Below are 14,981 nucleotides of genomic sequence, written 5' to 3'. Positions count from 1 at the left end.
CATAAAGAAGCTGCCAATCAAACTATTTTTGAACAGTTCTATGGACTCGCTGCATGAGTACGCCCAAAATAAGTCCCGATTACGCCTGGTGTCATTTATGCGACAAAGCCCAAACTTTAGTCAATTTTGCATTTAGGTCGTTCTCAACATCAATATTAATAAAGCAATAAATCCAATTAAAATTATAGCTAAAACCCCCATGGTTAAAGCACTTTTGTTCAAGTTTGCTTTACTGAATTGTTCAGGACTTCCTTTTACTACCCGGTATAAGATAAACAGGATCAAGCCTGCACCAATAACACCTAAGATTTGATATAAAGTCTCCATGCCTGTTCTCCTTGAGAGTTAATTTGCGTCAATAAATCCTAGCGGGATTCAAAACTGAATGCATCTGAAAACAGATGTTTTGCCGATACTCCATTACTCACCAACACATCCCTGGTGTGATACACCATATCAAATGGGCCACTTAGTACAATCTGCCACTCATTAAGATCATCAGGGTGCCTTGCCAACGTACAGGAAGCCAGAGTATCGTTGCTTTCATCAGATAATAAAGAACAATACTTAAAGTGACTGACATGTTTCTGCCAATAGATTACCTTTTCGTCCCAATATAAATCACTGCGTGAGCGCGCTCCCCAGAGTAACTCAAATGCTCGATTGTCTGTAGTTGCCAAAAGCTGCTCTATCATGGCCTTAACCGGCGCAAAACCAGTGCCTCCAGCAATAAACAGAATAGGCCTTTGTGCATCTAATTCATTAATACTGCAGGTACCGTATGGTAGGCGCAAAGTGAGGGAGCCATGCTCTTTTATGTGGGCAAACAAGCGAAGATTGCAGGGATTATCCAGACTGTGTCGAATATGCAATTCATATTTGTGTGCCCCTAAGGGAGCATTAGCTATAGAATAGCTAAACTCCTCATCTCCCAAAAGAATATTCAGGTATTGGCCGGCCTGATATGGAACAAACTCATCAGGAGCTAATACTAACTGTATGATGCTGTCAGTTAATGGGGAAATCGCGTCAACTTGAGCATGGACTGTTTTTTCATTCATCAATCGATACCTAATGAAGACCAGTAACCGTTTACTTTTTGCAAAATATCATCATCCATTACTATTGGTTTACCCCATTCTCTTTGGGTTTCTCCGTCCCATTTACTGGTTGCATCCATTCCCATTTTTGAACCCAAACCTGAAATCGGTGAAGCAAAATCCAGATAATCAATAGGTGTATTTTCAATCATGACGGTATCACGTGCAGGATCCATCCGTGTAGTCATAGCCCAAATGACATCCTGCCAATTGCGGGCATCTACATCGTCATCGCATACAATCACAAATTTAGTATACATAAATTGGCGCAGGAAGGACCAGACAGCCATCATAATTCGTTTTGCATGACCTGGATACTGTTTCTTTATGGTCACAACTGCCAATCGATAAGAACAGCCTTCTGGTGGCAAATAAAAATCGACAATTTCAGGAAATTGCTTTTGTAATAAGGGAATAAAAACCTCATTCAAAGCGACACCCAAAATAGCAGGTTCATCTGGTGGTCTTCCAGTATAAGTGCTGTGATAAATCGGTTGTTCTCTGTGGGTAACACGCTCAACAGTAAACACGGGAAAAGACTGTACTTCATTATAATAGCCGGTGTGATCACCGTATGGCCCCTCAGGCGCCTCAACCCCAGGCTCAAGATAACCTTCTAAAATAATTTCGGCACTGGCGGGAACATGTAAATCATTGCCAATACAACGAGTCAAACGGGTGCGTTGGCCACGCAATAAACCAGCAAAAGCATATTCTGATAATGTATCTGGAACAGGGGTTACTGCCGCAAGAATTGTTGCCGGATCTGCCCCCAAGGTCACAGCGATTGGAAATCGTTCTCCTGGATAAGCCTGCTGCCATGCCTGATAATCCAGTGCACCGCCACGATGCGACAACCAACGCATAATCAATTTATTTTTGCTTAACACTTGCTGGCGATATATTCCCATATTTTCACGGGTTTGATGCGGGCCTTTTGTCGTGACCAGACCCCAGGTAATTAAAGGAGCCGCATCTTCCGGCCAACAGGTTTGTATCGGTAATGAATATAAATCAACCTCATCGTTTTCCCATACATGAGTCTGGCACTCAGCACCATTCACATATTTAGGCGCCATGTTCAAGGCTTGCTTCAACAAAGGCAATTTACTAAAGGCATCTTTGAATCCCTTCGGTGGATCTGGCTCTTTTAAAGCAGCTAATAATTTACCTACTTCTCGCAAAGCAGAGATAGACTCTTCCCCCATCCCCATAGCCACACGTTCCACAGTGCCAAATAAATTAGTCAAAACAGGTATCTGATGATTGGGGGTATTAGTAAAAAGAAGGGCAGGTCCACCTGCACGTAATACGCGATCGCTCACGGCAGTCATTTCAAGATAAGGCGAAACAGGATAATCAATGCGTTTTAATAATTCACGTGCTTCCAGTTGGGCTATAAAGTCTCTTAGATCAGAGTATTTCATCAGTGATTGAACTCAAAATGGGTGAAAGTCTTTGCAGACAGCGCTACATCATTGTAGCACAGTATACACATCAGAGATTAGGGAGATATCACTAGTTCGTCATCCTCACAGGCAGTAAGGATGACAAGTAGAGTCAGTATGTACTATACCCTTTATTCCTGCCTTTTCATCGCATCAAAGAATTCAGCGTTGGTTTTATGATTCTTCATACGCTCAATCAAGAATTCAATTGCATCACACTCATCCATAGATTGCAGAATTTTACGCAATATCCAGGTTCGTTGCAGATCCTCAGGGCTTAACAGAAGGTCTTCACGACGAGTTCCAGAACGATTAATGTTAATCGCTGGGAATACGCGGCGCTCAGAAATATTACGGCTCAGGTGGATTTCCATGTTACCGGTTCCCTTGAATTCTTCGTATATCACTTCATCCATTTTAGAACCTGTATCGACTAAAGCCGTGGCAATAATTGTTAAACTACCACCTTCTTCAATATTTCGTGCTGCACCATACAAACGCTTGGGTCGTTGCAAAGCATTGGCATCAACACCACCGGTCAGTACCTTACCAGATGAAGGAACAACGGTATTATAAGCTCGGGCTAAACGCGTAATAGAGTCAAGCAGAATAACAACATCCCGCTTATGCTCGACCAAACGCTTCGCTTTCTCGATGACCATTTCAGCAACCTGAACGTGGCGATTCGCAGGTTCGTCAAATGTACTGGCAACAACCTCTCCTTTTACGGAACGTTGCATTTCAGTTACTTCCTCAGGACGTTCATCGATTAATAAAACGATGAGGTAACATTCCGGATAATTTTTTTCGATCGAACGGGCGATGTTTTGCAGCATCAAAGTCTTACCCGCTTTTGGCGGAGAAACAATGAGGCCTCGCTGGCCACGACCAAACGGAGCACATAAATCAACAACTCGAGCAGTTAAATCTTCTGTACTGCCATTGCCTTGCTCCAAACCCAATCGTTCTTTAGGAAATACAGCAGTAAGGTTTTCAAATAATATTTTGTGCTTGGCACGCTCTGGCGAGTCATAGTTGATCTGATCTACTTTCAGCAATGCAAAATAACGCTCACTGTCTTTAGGTGGGCGAATTTTACCCGAAATGGTATCACCGGAACGAAGGCCGAAACGTCTGATTTGACTGGGTGAAACATAAATATCATCAGGTCCAGCTAAATAAGAACCATCTGCAGATCGTAAGAAACCAAAACCATCAGTTAAAACTTCCAAAACACCATCACCATGGATGTCTTCACCCTTTAAGGCATGTGCCTTAAGAATAGCGAAAATGATGTCTTGCTTGCGCATACGGGAGGTATTTTCGACTCCCATCTCCTGGGCAATATTAACGAGGTCGGCAATAGGTAATTGCTTAAGTTCACTAAGATTCATACTTCTCACTTGATTTGTTGTTTAAACGAATTGAATATCCGAGAAAATTTTTGTTAGGGAATAGCAGCTAAGGATTAGGCTGCCTATGCAGCACACTTGCTTTAAAGTATCTTGCATATTGTTAACAGGCTATCACAGCTTTCCAACAAGATCCAACTTTTTTATTCTAAAAATATAAAGTAATTTTACAACCAGTACCTTAATCAAGAGGCGAGTTGGATGATAGTTGGACATCACACGGCCTCACTACAATGATGTTAAGAAAAGCACATCATCCTGAACATAGCGAAGAAGCACCCGAATCCGAGGGAGATCCTTCGTCGCAAGCTCCTCTGGATGACGGACAAAATCCCTAACGAATGGTTACACTGCACAGACTCACCACTATTACATTGAGAAAAATACGTCATCCTGAGCAGAGCGAAGGATCTCCCTAATCAGGGGAGCTCCTCTTGATGACGAACAAAATCCCTAACTAAGTGGTATAATACCGTACGAGCTCAGCTCAACGATTAATTCAGTGCTATTAGCTATGGCTTTCAACGAAGGCAATTAATTGTGATTTGGATAATAAGCCCATTTTAGTCGCCGCCACCTGACCATTTTTGAATAAAATTAAAGTAGGAATGCTCATCACACCAAATTTCGCAGCTGCCTGAGGATTATCATCTATATTAATTTTAGTAAAACTAACGTCTTTACCGTGGGTTGTCGCAACATCTTCCAATATAGGAGTAAGCGCTCGGCAAGGACCACACCATTCTGCCCAGAAATCGACAAGAACAGGCTTGTTTGCATTAATCACGTCCTGATCAAAACTCGCGTCTGTCACAGATTTAATATTATCACTCATGAGTATTCCTCAATAATTTACAGTTCAAAGTACTATTATAGATCACCGCCAACCGCTTGCAAGATACTTAAAGCAGTTAGCGCTGCTGTTTCTGTACGTAAAATTCGTGGCCCCAAAGATAAGGGTAAATACCCGTATTTACAAGCCAATTCCACTTCATCATTGCTTAAACCACCCTCGGGCCCAATAATCAGTGTGATATCGGACTGATTCAAAGGATAATCACGCCACGTTTTACTCATATCAGGATGTAAAATCAATTTTAATTCTGCCTGTGCAGATTGGACGTAGTGTTCAAAAGATACAGGAGGATGAACGAGGGGAACCATATTGCGGCCACATTGCTCGCAAGCAGCAATAACAATGTTCTGCCATTGGTGCAGTTTTTTTTCCATTCGCTCTTTATCAAGTTTCACGACACATCGTTCGGAAATCACAGGAGTAATGGAAGCAACGCCTAACTCAACTGATTTTTGCATGACCCACTCCATCCGATCACCTTTAGAAATAGCTTGCGCCAAATGAATATTTAATGATGATTCACGACTCCTGACGTTCACGGCACCAACCAACACGATGACCTGCTTCTTTTTGACTCGCTCAATTGTTGCTTCAAATTCGCGATCATCACCACAAAACAAGATCAGCTTTTCTCCAGGTTGCATTCGTAAAACAACAGCTACATGTTGGCCTGCCTCAGGGGATAACTCAAGTAATTGAGCACTTTCGTAATGACCTGGCTGATAAATTCGTATTTCTCTCACTTAATTCACCATTATTTTTGATAAGACACTATAACAAAAATTACTTATAAACGTCTGCTGTGCTAGAATTATTATCTACAATTCGCAAGGATTAAGCTATTTAATTAGAGTCTGTTGCCGTTTCATACCAAAAACTACGCCCCGCACCTTGTGCGCAGATACTGTGGATAAACTATCGCACGTAGGGATTTTCACCTGAAATGACAACAACTCCGGTACACCACCAATCTTAAATATAAAATTATGCTGAGGAAATAATAATGACTAAAATGCGCATCGAATCAGACAGTATGGGCGAAATAGAAGTGCCTGCAGATAAATACTGGGGAGCACAGACCGAACGTTCACTGCACCATTTCAATATTGGCCAGGACATTATGCCGCGCGAAGTAACTCACGCCTTTGGTATTTTAAAAAAGGCGGCGGCCTTGACTAATTTTGAGTTAGGCAAGTTACCCAAAGACAAAGCGGATTTGATCGTTAAAGCAGCAGATGAAGTAAGCAAAGGACTGCTGGATGCTCAGTTTCCCCTACATGTCTGGCAAACAGGAAGTGGCACGCAATCCAATATGAATGCGAATGAAGTTATCTCAAATCGTGCTATAGAATTAGCAGGGGGGATCATGGGCAGCAAGTCGCCAGTGCATCCCAATGATCACGTTAATATGTCACAATCATCCAATGATACCTTCCCTACTGCCATGCACATTGCTGCAGCACTGGCCTTAAATGAAAAACTAATACCCGCAGTAAAAAATTTAAGGGATGTTTTTACAGTAAAAATGGCCGCCTTCAAAGACATCGTTAAAATTGGCAGAACCCATTTACAAGATGCCGTTCCTATTACTTTAGGCCAGGAATTCTCCGGTTATGTCGCTCAATTGGACTCCTGTATTCATCGACTGGAAGAAGTATTACCTGAATTATACGAATTAGCTGCCGGAGGAACTGCGGTAGGGACTGGTTTGAATACACATCCTCAATTCGCGGCGCAAGTAGCACACCATATTGCAGAAATAACCAAACTACCTTTTGTCACCGCCCCGAATAAATTTGCCGCATTGGCCTCACATGAGCCCTTGGTTTTTGCCCACGGAGCGATGAAAACTCTGGCTTGTGCCCTGATGAAAATTGCCAATGACATCCGTTGGCTCGCGTCAGGCCCCCGTTGTGGTATAGGCGAGCTGATTATTCCTGAAAATGAACCTGGCTCATCAATTATGCCCGGCAAAGTAAACCCCACTCAATGTGAAGCAATGACTATGGTTTGTGCCCAGGTACTAGGGAATGACGCCACGGTTGGTATTGCAGACAGCCAAGGCAATTTTGAGCTTAATGTATTCAAACCAGTCATTATATTCAATGTATTACACTCGCTGAATTTACTGACAGATACCTGTCATTCATTCCAGGAATTTTGTGCAGAAGGGATTGAGGCGAATCAACCCGTCATCGATTACTACTTACATCACTCCTTAATGTTGGTCACCGCCCTCAATCAGCACATTGGTTATGATAAGGCTGCCAAAATAGCGAAAACAGCACATCATGATAATTCATCGTTACAAGAAGCTGCGGTAAAGCTAGGCTTTTTGACGGCAGAGCAATTTGCGGAATATGTAAAACCAGAAGAAATGATCTACCCTCAGTAATTTTATGCCCCGTTATATTCCGACAGAATTCTCTGCCGGAATATAATCTGTTCTGTCACGAACCTCCTCCTGCTCTTATGACAACATCAGACTCCTTAATCCATCTTCAGCAAAAAATTGACAAAAAAAAGGAACTTAATGATAAAATAATGACTTCAAAAAATAGGAAGAGCCATTAATATGAGATTTAAACGTTCAGAGTTACCATTGGCAGAAGAACAATTTCAAAATTTACTATCCAAAGGCTTAATAAAACAAAGAAGCAGTGACAAAAAATCAGTATGTAAAATTTTAGGTATACCCTATACCCCGGATCCAGATGAAATTCCCTCTTTTGATGTGGACCAATCCATTATCATTGAGCTATTGAGTCAAGGAGCATTTGATCCTCTATTAGCCAAAACTATAGTAATAAATACAAGTATGTTTTTTGGTAACCAATTTTCGCAAGAGATTCATGTTAGTAATACCGCGATATATAGCAAATTCTTATACTAGGATCTCATTACAGAAATAGGATTTTCATTTAACACAAATTCAGTAGCACAATTACAAAATAGCTTGAATAATTCAGACGTTAAAAATGAAGGAAAACAAGAAAAGAACCTTGTTTATGTACCATTTTTTACAACCACCTGGGATGATAAAAAAGACGCTTATCATTATACCAATTTAGATATGACTTCTCTTCAATCGTGGTTAAACGTACATTTTACTCATTGCAACACGACTCATGCAATTGATGTTTTATTGAACGAATATCAAAAAAAGGTACATTTAGATAATAATCAAATTATTAATTCTGCGGTAGTTAAAGAAGCAATAACTAATCTGAAAAATCAATTAATAAACACCCAGAAAGATAACTCAGAGCACAATGAAAACGCACAAAACTATAGGGTCTCATTTCAATAAGGATCTTATTATATGTTTTAAAACCGCGAGACATAACCAGAGGATAATTCACATGCCACGGCTTATATTTAAATTTAGTGTAGATAATACAGACTATATTAATGCCTTAACGAAACATTATTCTAAATTCAAGCTTCGCTTACTCGATGACATAGATCCCTCCTATTCCTATTCAGAACCTGAAACTTATTTTGAAAGCTCCGATGAGGAAAATATTTTGGGAGAATCATTATCTTCTTTTATTTCGCAAGCGAAAGAAGATGGAACGAAAGAGATTATCATTGAACTTCGTGGTGAAAAGGCGGACTGTGAGATTTTACCTCAGTTCAAACCCAATCCCAATGAAAAATATCAGAATACTTTGGCACAAAGTGCTTTAGAAAAAGCCTATTTTAACCTGATAGCCGAAGAAATATATCAGATGAATGTAGTAGACGAGCCAGAGTTTCATCCTATAACACAAGAAGAAATCCTGAATTTTTTCCTAACTGCCAACCTAAGGGAAGATGTAGATATTAAGATAACAAGTGCCCTTAATTTACCGGAATCCGAAACCATATTGTTTACCGATGAAAGAGGTCTCTTTATGTATTATTGTTACGGAGAATATCCTAAGTTAAAAAATGTAAGTGGTTTTTACCTGAATATTGAAAAAGGATTCCGCACTAATGACAACTATTTTCGCGCCGATTTTCTTAGCGAATTATGGAGTTATTTTAACAAATGGGAAGAAAATAAGTATCAGGGGTCTTTGTTTCCACCTGAACTAAGCATTGATTATAATATCAATCAACCAATTGAAAATAATGTTCTTTTGAGTACAAACCGCAACGGATTGTTTCAACCCATTAGTGATGAAAAGAAACTCTCCTCTAATACCAGTAGCCTTACTTACACATAACACATGGTATCTCATCTGAAACAGGTCTAGTATACCAAGGCCTTACTCAACATCAGGAGTTTCCACCGGAAGACTCAGAGCAGGAGATAGCTCTCCTGCTGTAGGACTAGAAGGGGCAGGCCCCGGAGCACTAATAAGAATAGGACTTTTCGCAATACCAGATTCCAGATCGACCTGATCGTATCCGTTAGTTTTTTGCATGCGGGGGTGGGCAGAATCGGTTGCCACCGGTACCGATTGATTAGCACAGCCTAATAAGCCCACCAAAGCTGCCGCCCAAATACTCCCTCTAAATACCCCGTTATTATTCATATGTCGCACCCCATTTATTTAATCCCAATACATTATTGAGTATAGGCAGGCCACGCACGATAGCAAACTGAGAGCAAAGAGAAACTAAGAGAATAACTCCCTTTTATGACATTTCATAAAAGGGAGTATTTTAAGAAAGAATAATTATTGAATAACTGGTAATTGCGGTGCCGCTGTGCGTTTAGGCCCAGGCGTTGTCTTTTGGGTAGGTTCTTTGGAAGTATAGCTCTTTTGTGCTGCTTTAGCAGAGTCGCTGGTGGTAGTTGCTGCTTTTGGCGGTTTTGGCGCACTGTAATCAGGAGCTGTTGAATAAGTACCTTCCTGAACACTTTGCGTGTTATCCATAAAACAACCAGATAGTCCTAAGGCTAAGACCATAACAATTCCATATCCCCATTTAAATGATTTATTATTGTTCATAATGAGCTTCCTACATAAAGTTAATAAGATGTAAATAATACGAATATTTTTACTTCAACAATTAATATAGATTAAAAATCAATAATTAACCACCAAAACAGCACGACTCACCCAGACTAAAGGCAGGATGAATTGGTCATACGAATATAAAATTAAGAAAGGGGCTTTATTGATTTATCCCTCCTTCCAGCGACGATGCGCCCACCACCATTGTTCTGGATGTTGCAGAATCATCTGTTCTAATATTTGATTATAACGTAGCGTATTAAGATAAATTGAGTCCTCATGCTCTTCGCCGTCTGCCCATGCAAGCGCGGGTAAAAACTCTAAAATGTGCTTGTGATTCTCACGATATATTACGGCAGGCACAACAGGTGCTTTGGAGCTGCCAGCAATTAACGCAAGGCTTTTATAGGTTCCAGCTTTACTGCCAAAAAAATCGACCGCCAGCCCTTCATTTTTTTTTATCTGAGCATGCTGATCTATAGTGAATATTATGGTTTCTTTCGCTTTCAAGGCACGATGAACTTTCAAAATAGCCCCCGATTTATCGATGCGTTTTATTCCCCAACGTTGCATGCGTTGAAATACTTTACGCTCCAGCCATTTTTGCTTGATTGGCCGTCTTATCACACAGACGGGTCCCACTAATGGCATCAGATGATAAGCGATTCCCAATAGCCCTAATTCCCAATTCCCCAAATGACCAGTAAGCATCAAACATCCTCGTCCTTGATTAACTGCATCCAGCAGATGTTCTTTACCCCGAATATCTATCAACGATTCAAGGCGTTTTGGGCTGATCCAGCTCATAGCAATTAATTCTTTTACGGTCAGCGCAAAATGCGAATAGAATGCCTTGGCCAACCGTGCTTTCTCTTTTCCGTTGACCCTGTCTTTAAATACACGTTCGATATTATCTAAGACTATTTGCTTTCTCAGGGGAAAAAGATGATAAAACATACGCCCAGCAACACTGACCCGGAGCTTGGAAAAAATGTCGTTATTCATAAAGATCTCTGTAATTTACCAGCGTTTATATGACCAAAGCCATTGCTCAGGGTTAAGCAATATCATCTCTTCCAGACGCCTATTGTACCTCTTTGTCTTCTGCATTAATTTATCCTCATGAGTTTCACCTGTTTGCTCAATTATTTCAGGATGAAATTCAATGACGTGATGTTGATTAGGTAATCGATAAAACGTCACCGAGACAACAGGGGTTTCACATCGCTCGGCCAGATAAGCCAGGCTGGCGTAGGTATTCGTTTTTTGCCCCATAAAATCAACCCATAGATTATTCTTGGCACTATGATGGGGACGAAGATCAAAGGGGAAAAAAACAATGCCTTGATTTTTTAATGCCTTACGAACATGACGCACGGCATTGTTTTTATTGATTATCTGAAAACCGACGGCTTCAAATCGACGTAAAAATATTTTATCAAGAAAGGCAAATCGCAACGATTTTCTAATGCAGTAGAATCGGTCTTTATAACAATCAAACGTGGGGAACGAAAAAAGAGGAGCAAACTCCCATCCTCCTAAATGTCCCGTCATCACAAGCACTCCCTTCCCTTTTTGGACTGCTTGATTTAAATGCTCTATACCAATGATATTAACGCGTTTCGCCAAACGATGTTTATCAACGAAAGCATATAGAATGATTTCCTTAATACACCTAATCACATGAGAATAATAAGCAACGGACAATCGTTTTTTCTCACGGCCAGTTAATGAGTTTTGAAATACTCGTTCAATATTTTTTTGAGCATTACTTTTATTAAAAGGCCTTAACCAATAGACCAGCCAGCCAAGGCATGTCACAGGAAGAGTGTTTACATTACGCTTTAGTGCAACCATTTTATACATCATCCTAATTAGCCGTTTTAATCTCGAATCTCAATCGATAAGCCGCCCCAAATAAGTCACTGCTAGAGTCTACAAGCAGTAGATTCCATTGTAAAATAATCCTTTGTTTTAAAACCCCTTTAAGCTAGTATCCCCAATTATAACTTTAAGATTTACTAACCATGTCACGACCACTCAGGATTGCAATGATAGCAGGAGAAATGTCAGGCGATCTCCTGGGCGCAGAGTTAATCCGCGAGCTTAAAAAACACCAGCCTCACATTCAATTTGAGGGAATTGGTGGTCCTCAAATGCTTGAAGAAGGCTTTCATTCCTTCGTAAAGATGGAACGCATGTCCGTCATGGGTATTGTTGATGTGCTTAAACGCTATCTTGAGCTTTATAAAATCCGCCAAAAGTTGGTTGAGCGATGGAAGATAGATCCGCCCGATGTTTTTATAGGGATAGACTATGCTGATTTCAACCTGGGGCTTGCTTGTCGCTTAAAAAAACATGGGATAAAAACAGTTCAATACGTCAGCCCTAAGGTCTGGGCCTGGCGCCAAAAACGTGTTCTATTCATAAAAAAAGCGATTGATTTGGTTTTAACTCTCTTTCCCTTTGAGGAAACCTTTTATCAGCAGTATGATGTGCCAGCGCAATTTGTTGGTCATCCATTAGCTGATATTATTGATTTGACTATTGATGCAAAGCAGCAAAAAAATGCCTTAGGCTACCCATCCCAGGCCAAGCTGGTTACTGTTTTACCAGGAAGCAGGACAGGAGAAATAAACTATTTGGGCCCATTATTTCTTGATGTCATGCAAGAAATCAGCATACACCAACCCGAAACTCAATTCATTGTTCCTTTTACGAATAGCCATTTACGCACCCTTTTTGAAGAACAAATGAGAGACAAAAAATTCAATTTAAAATTGCACTTAACCTACCAAAATTCTCGAGAGGCCATGGCTGCTGCGGATGTGGTTCTGGCAAAATCGGGTACGAGCACTCTAGAAGCGATGCTATTAAAACGCCCCATGGTGGTCGCTTTCAAGTGGGGGGCAATAACCCATGCACTTATCGCCCCCAGATTAAAAATACAATTCATCTCTTTGCCTAATCTATTAGCCAATCGAAATTTGGTTCCGGAATACGTGCAAAAGAAAGCAAAAGCAAAGCCCATTGCGCAGCAAGTGATGCAATTACTGCAATCCCCCGAACATGAACATTTAAAGCAACAATTCACTGATATTCACCTCAGCTTGCGAAAAAACGCCAATCAAAAAGCAGCTTTAGCGATCCTTAATCTTCTTGCTCTCTCTTGTGTTGAGTAAGTTTTTTTAAAGTATGTATTTGTTTAAGCCAATGTCTGTCTGGCATAGCAGGAAAGCCACCCACGCGTGCACCAGCATCCACATCTTGCAGCACCATGCTGCCCACCAAAATCGTAGCATTTTTACCAATCTTTAAATGACCAATAACCCCTACTTGCCCCGCCAAGGTTACGAATTCATCTAACTCCGTACTCCCTGCGATCCCCACCTGAGCAACAATAACGGATCCTTTTCCGACTTTAACATTATGGCCAATTTGTACCAGATTATCCAAACGGCAACAATCACCAATGACCGTATTTCCCAGAGAACCTCTATCAATACAGGTATTAGCGCCAATTTCAACATCATTGCCAATAACTACCCCCCCTAAATGAGGAATTTTATAATGCCCCGCGGCATCACTGGCAAATCCAAATCCATCCTGGCCAATTCGCGCCCCAGGATAGACCAAAACCTTGTGCCCCATGACGGTATTGCAGATGGACACATTATTTTCAATAAGGCAATCATCACCTAATACAACCCCATCACCAATGAAGGTATTAACCCCAATTTTACAACGAGCTCCGATCGTCACCTCGTGGCCTATATAAGCCCCGTGTTCAATTTGGCACTGCTCGCCAATAGATGCACTAGGTGAAATATAAGCAGTAGGGGCGATAAAATGCTGAATTGGTTCACCAGGGTAAAAAGCCTGAGTAATCAAGGCATAAGCTTTATAAGGATTTTTATGTAACAGCAAATGCATGTGTTTCGGCGCGTAATCCACGTACTCGGGAGCCATAATACAAGCACCTGCTGACGATTGTTTTAAAGCGCTCAGATATTTTTTTTGATGCAACATGGACAGGTTCATTGCACCAGCATCCGCAAGAGATGCTATATTAGAAACCACAAAAGAGCCACTTTGCTCATTCAATAAAGAAGCATCAGCAATCTGCGCTAATTCAGACAAGCGAAAAGGCCTTGCTGGAATTGAAAATTGGTGAGATAACATAAATACCTTAACGCTAAACTAACGATAAATGCCACGGGTTGAGCTATAAAGAAACTGAATAAGGAGTTGAACATCCTTATTATCAGAAAACTCAGATTCAAGCTGTTCAATAGCCTCGCTCAAGGGAATCCCTTGGTGAAACAGTATTTTATAAGCGCGCTGGATAGCGATTCTTGCTTGCGGGCTATATTCACTACGCCGTAAGCGCTCAATATTAAGCCCATAACGTTTTGCCGGATTACCTGCGACCAGAGCATAAGGTGTAACGTCTTTGGTAATCAAACTTAAGGCACCTATCATCGCCATGCTCCCCAATTTAATAAATTGGTGCAATCCACACAAAGCACCGACTGTAACCCAATCTTCGATGACTACATGCCCACCAATAGCAACTGCATTGGAAATAATATTATGATTGCCAATTAAGACATCATGAGCAACATGTGCAGAGGTCATAATTACATTATTATCGCCAATAAATGTTTGGCCTCCTCCACCTGCAGTTCCTCGGTTTACGGTCACATATTCTCGAAGAATATTCTCGTTACCAATAAAAACTTTACTGATTTCGCCCTTGAATTTAAGATCTTGTGGAATCCCGCCCAAAACAGAACCTATACCTATTTGATTACGTTCGCCTATATGGGTCCAGCCCTCAATAGTAACGTGTGAGGCAATGGTTGTTCCATCCCCAATGTGAACATGTTCACCAATTATTGAATAAGGACCAATACTTACATCAGAGCCAATTGTCGCTCCAGGAGCAATTAATGCGGTAGGATGTATTCCCGAAGGGGCGGGGGCCATTAGATTGGAAGCATGATCTATAGGGCTCACTTGCATGATTTACCTCCACAACAAATTTATATAAAACGTAACGTACAAAAGCCAGAGAAAGAAATCCCTGGGTGATGACAATTGCTCGCAGGGCATGACCTGAGTCAAACCTCACTCTATTTATAATTAAGCTGCATGGGAGAAACCGCTGCCTGCAACGACGAAACAGGACAAACAGGCTTTACTGAAAAAATGAG

General features: G+C 41.0%; 17 protein-coding genes. 5 read left to right on the top strand and 12 right to left on the bottom strand.

Going from position 1 to position 14,981, the window contains the following annotated elements; translation table 11 throughout:
* Positions 1 to 132: 132 nt before the first annotated feature.
* From Q0495_RS00175 to Q0495_RS00150, 6 genes are all read right to left on the bottom strand, one after another.
* Entirely contained in the window at positions 133 to 327 is a 195-nt protein-coding gene (locus tag Q0495_RS00175) for a hypothetical protein (RefSeq protein ID WP_298621861.1), read from the bottom strand.
* Between the two features lie 38 nt (positions 328 to 365).
* Entirely contained in the window at positions 366 to 1,061 is a 696-nt protein-coding gene (locus Q0495_RS00170; protein WP_298621860.1) for an NAD(P)H-flavin reductase, read from the bottom strand.
* A complete protein-coding gene (gene ubiD / locus Q0495_RS00165; protein WP_298621858.1) occupies positions 1,061 to 2,527 on the bottom strand; it encodes a 4-hydroxy-3-polyprenylbenzoate decarboxylase in 1,467 nt (488 codons plus the stop codon). The genes Q0495_RS00170 and ubiD overlap by 1 nt, the downstream gene beginning before the upstream one ends.
* 152 nt (positions 2,528 to 2,679) lie before the next feature.
* Positions 2,680 to 3,942: a transcription termination factor Rho gene (gene rho, locus Q0495_RS00160; protein ID WP_298621857.1), complete on the bottom strand. Its 1,263-nt coding sequence runs from the start codon at positions 3,940 to 3,942 to the stop codon at positions 2,680 to 2,682.
* A 526-nt stretch (positions 3,943 to 4,468) separates the two neighbouring features.
* A complete protein-coding gene (trxA, locus tag Q0495_RS00155) occupies positions 4,469 to 4,795 on the bottom strand; it encodes a thioredoxin (protein WP_298621855.1) in 327 nt (108 codons plus the stop codon).
* A 35-nt stretch (positions 4,796 to 4,830) separates the two neighbouring features.
* Positions 4,831 to 5,559, bottom strand: coding sequence for a 16S rRNA (uracil(1498)-N(3))-methyltransferase (locus Q0495_RS00150; protein ID WP_298621853.1), 729 nt, complete (start codon positions 5,557 to 5,559; stop codon positions 4,831 to 4,833).
* A 260-nt stretch (positions 5,560 to 5,819) separates the two neighbouring features.
* On the opposite strand from Q0495_RS00150, the gene fumC reads away from it, so the two are divergent.
* The 4 genes from fumC to Q0495_RS00130 all read left to right on the top strand — a co-directional run bounded on the left by fumC (position 5,820) and on the right by Q0495_RS00130 (position 9,027).
* Entirely contained in the window at positions 5,820 to 7,211 is a 1,392-nt protein-coding gene (gene fumC, locus Q0495_RS00145) for a class II fumarate hydratase (RefSeq protein ID WP_298621851.1), read from the top strand.
* Between the two features lie 180 nt (positions 7,212 to 7,391).
* Positions 7,392 to 7,709 carry a hypothetical protein gene (locus tag Q0495_RS00140; RefSeq protein ID WP_298621849.1) on the top strand — a complete coding sequence of 106 codons (318 nt, stop codon included), beginning with the start codon at positions 7,392 to 7,394 and terminating at the stop codon, positions 7,707 to 7,709.
* 63 nt (positions 7,710 to 7,772) lie between these two features.
* Positions 7,773 to 8,126, top strand: coding sequence for a hypothetical protein (locus Q0495_RS00135; RefSeq protein WP_298621848.1), 354 nt, complete (start codon positions 7,773 to 7,775; stop codon positions 8,124 to 8,126).
* 52 nt (positions 8,127 to 8,178) lie between these two features.
* A complete protein-coding gene (locus Q0495_RS00130) occupies positions 8,179 to 9,027 on the top strand; it encodes a hypothetical protein (RefSeq protein WP_298621846.1) in 849 nt (282 codons plus the stop codon).
* A 42-nt stretch (positions 9,028 to 9,069) separates the two neighbouring features.
* Here the strand turns inward: Q0495_RS00130 and Q0495_RS00125 are convergent, their stop codons facing one another.
* From Q0495_RS00125 to Q0495_RS00110, 4 genes are all read right to left on the bottom strand, one after another.
* Complete coding sequence (locus Q0495_RS00125; protein WP_298621844.1) at positions 9,070 to 9,339, bottom strand: hypothetical protein; 270 nt, start codon at positions 9,337 to 9,339, stop codon at positions 9,070 to 9,072.
* Positions 9,340 to 9,483: 144 nt separating this feature from the next.
* A complete protein-coding gene (locus Q0495_RS00120; protein WP_298621842.1) occupies positions 9,484 to 9,759 on the bottom strand; it encodes a hypothetical protein in 276 nt (91 codons plus the stop codon).
* A gap of 174 nt (positions 9,760 to 9,933) precedes the next feature.
* Entirely contained in the window at positions 9,934 to 10,770 is an 837-nt protein-coding gene (locus tag Q0495_RS00115) for a lysophospholipid acyltransferase family protein (protein WP_298621840.1), read from the bottom strand.
* Between the two features lie 15 nt (positions 10,771 to 10,785).
* Entirely contained in the window at positions 10,786 to 11,634 is an 849-nt protein-coding gene (locus Q0495_RS00110) for a lysophospholipid acyltransferase family protein (RefSeq protein ID WP_367274355.1), read from the bottom strand.
* Between the two features lie 158 nt (positions 11,635 to 11,792).
* Here Q0495_RS00110 and lpxB point away from each other — a divergent pair, with 158 nt between their 5' ends.
* The gene (gene lpxB, locus Q0495_RS00105; protein ID WP_298621839.1) at positions 11,793 to 12,947 is read left to right on the top strand and encodes a lipid-A-disaccharide synthase; all 1,155 of its coding nucleotides are present in this window, start codon (positions 11,793 to 11,795) and stop codon (positions 12,945 to 12,947) included.
* Here lpxB and lpxD read toward each other — a convergent pair.
* Entirely contained in the window at positions 12,916 to 13,947 is a 1,032-nt protein-coding gene (gene lpxD / locus Q0495_RS00100) for a UDP-3-O-(3-hydroxymyristoyl)glucosamine N-acyltransferase (protein ID WP_298621837.1), read from the bottom strand. The genes lpxB and lpxD overlap by 32 nt on opposite strands.
* 18 nt (positions 13,948 to 13,965) lie before the next feature.
* Complete coding sequence (gene lpxA, locus Q0495_RS00095; protein WP_298621835.1) at positions 13,966 to 14,790, bottom strand: acyl-ACP--UDP-N-acetylglucosamine O-acyltransferase; 825 nt, start codon at positions 14,788 to 14,790, stop codon at positions 13,966 to 13,968.
* Positions 14,791 to 14,981 lie beyond the last annotated feature (191 nt).

Source organism: uncultured Legionella sp., assembly GCF_937871865.1.
In the GTDB taxonomy this organism is placed as follows: Bacteria; Pseudomonadota; Gammaproteobacteria; order Legionellales; family Legionellaceae; genus Legionella.
The sequence above is the reverse complement of the archived record's forward strand: the minus strand, read 5'-3'. Positions and strand labels throughout refer to the sequence as shown.

What these genes read in the sequence shown, in the direction of transcription:
- Q0495_RS00175 (WP_298621861.1), bottom strand. Translation starts at nt 327, where the DNA reads ATGGAGACTTTATATCAAATCTTAGGTGTTATTGGTGCAGGCTTGATC.
- Q0495_RS00170 (WP_298621860.1), bottom strand. Translation starts at nt 1,061, where the DNA reads ATGAATGAAAAAACAGTCCATGCTCAAGTTGACGCGATTTCCCCATTA.
- ubiD (WP_298621858.1), bottom strand. Translation starts at nt 2,527, where the DNA reads ATGAAATACTCTGATCTAAGAGACTTTATAGCCCAACTGGAAGCACGT.
- rho (WP_298621857.1), bottom strand. Translation starts at nt 3,942, where the DNA reads ATGAATCTTAGTGAACTTAAGCAATTACCTATTGCCGACCTCGTTAAT.
- trxA (WP_298621855.1), bottom strand. Translation starts at nt 4,795, where the DNA reads ATGAGTGATAATATTAAATCTGTGACAGACGCGAGTTTTGATCAGGAC.
- fumC (WP_298621851.1), top strand. Translation starts at nt 5,820, where the DNA reads ATGACTAAAATGCGCATCGAATCAGACAGTATGGGCGAAATAGAAGTG.
- Q0495_RS00140 (WP_298621849.1), top strand. Translation starts at nt 7,392, where the DNA reads ATGAGATTTAAACGTTCAGAGTTACCATTGGCAGAAGAACAATTTCAA.
- Q0495_RS00130 (WP_298621846.1), top strand. Translation starts at nt 8,179, where the DNA reads ATGCCACGGCTTATATTTAAATTTAGTGTAGATAATACAGACTATATT.
- Q0495_RS00125 (WP_298621844.1), bottom strand. Translation starts at nt 9,339, where the DNA reads ATGAATAATAACGGGGTATTTAGAGGGAGTATTTGGGCGGCAGCTTTG.
- Q0495_RS00120 (WP_298621842.1), bottom strand. Translation starts at nt 9,759, where the DNA reads ATGAACAATAATAAATCATTTAAATGGGGATATGGAATTGTTATGGTC.
- Q0495_RS00115 (WP_298621840.1), bottom strand. Translation starts at nt 10,770, where the DNA reads ATGAATAACGACATTTTTTCCAAGCTCCGGGTCAGTGTTGCTGGGCGT.
- Q0495_RS00110 (WP_367274355.1), bottom strand. Translation starts at nt 11,634, where the DNA reads ATGATGTATAAAATGGTTGCACTAAAGCGTAATGTAAACACTCTTCCT.
- lpxB (WP_298621839.1), top strand. Translation starts at nt 11,793, where the DNA reads ATGTCACGACCACTCAGGATTGCAATGATAGCAGGAGAAATGTCAGGC.
- lpxD (WP_298621837.1), bottom strand. Translation starts at nt 13,947, where the DNA reads ATGTTATCTCACCAATTTTCAATTCCAGCAAGGCCTTTTCGCTTGTCT.
- lpxA (WP_298621835.1), bottom strand. Translation starts at nt 14,790, where the DNA reads ATGCAAGTGAGCCCTATAGATCATGCTTCCAATCTAATGGCCCCCGCC.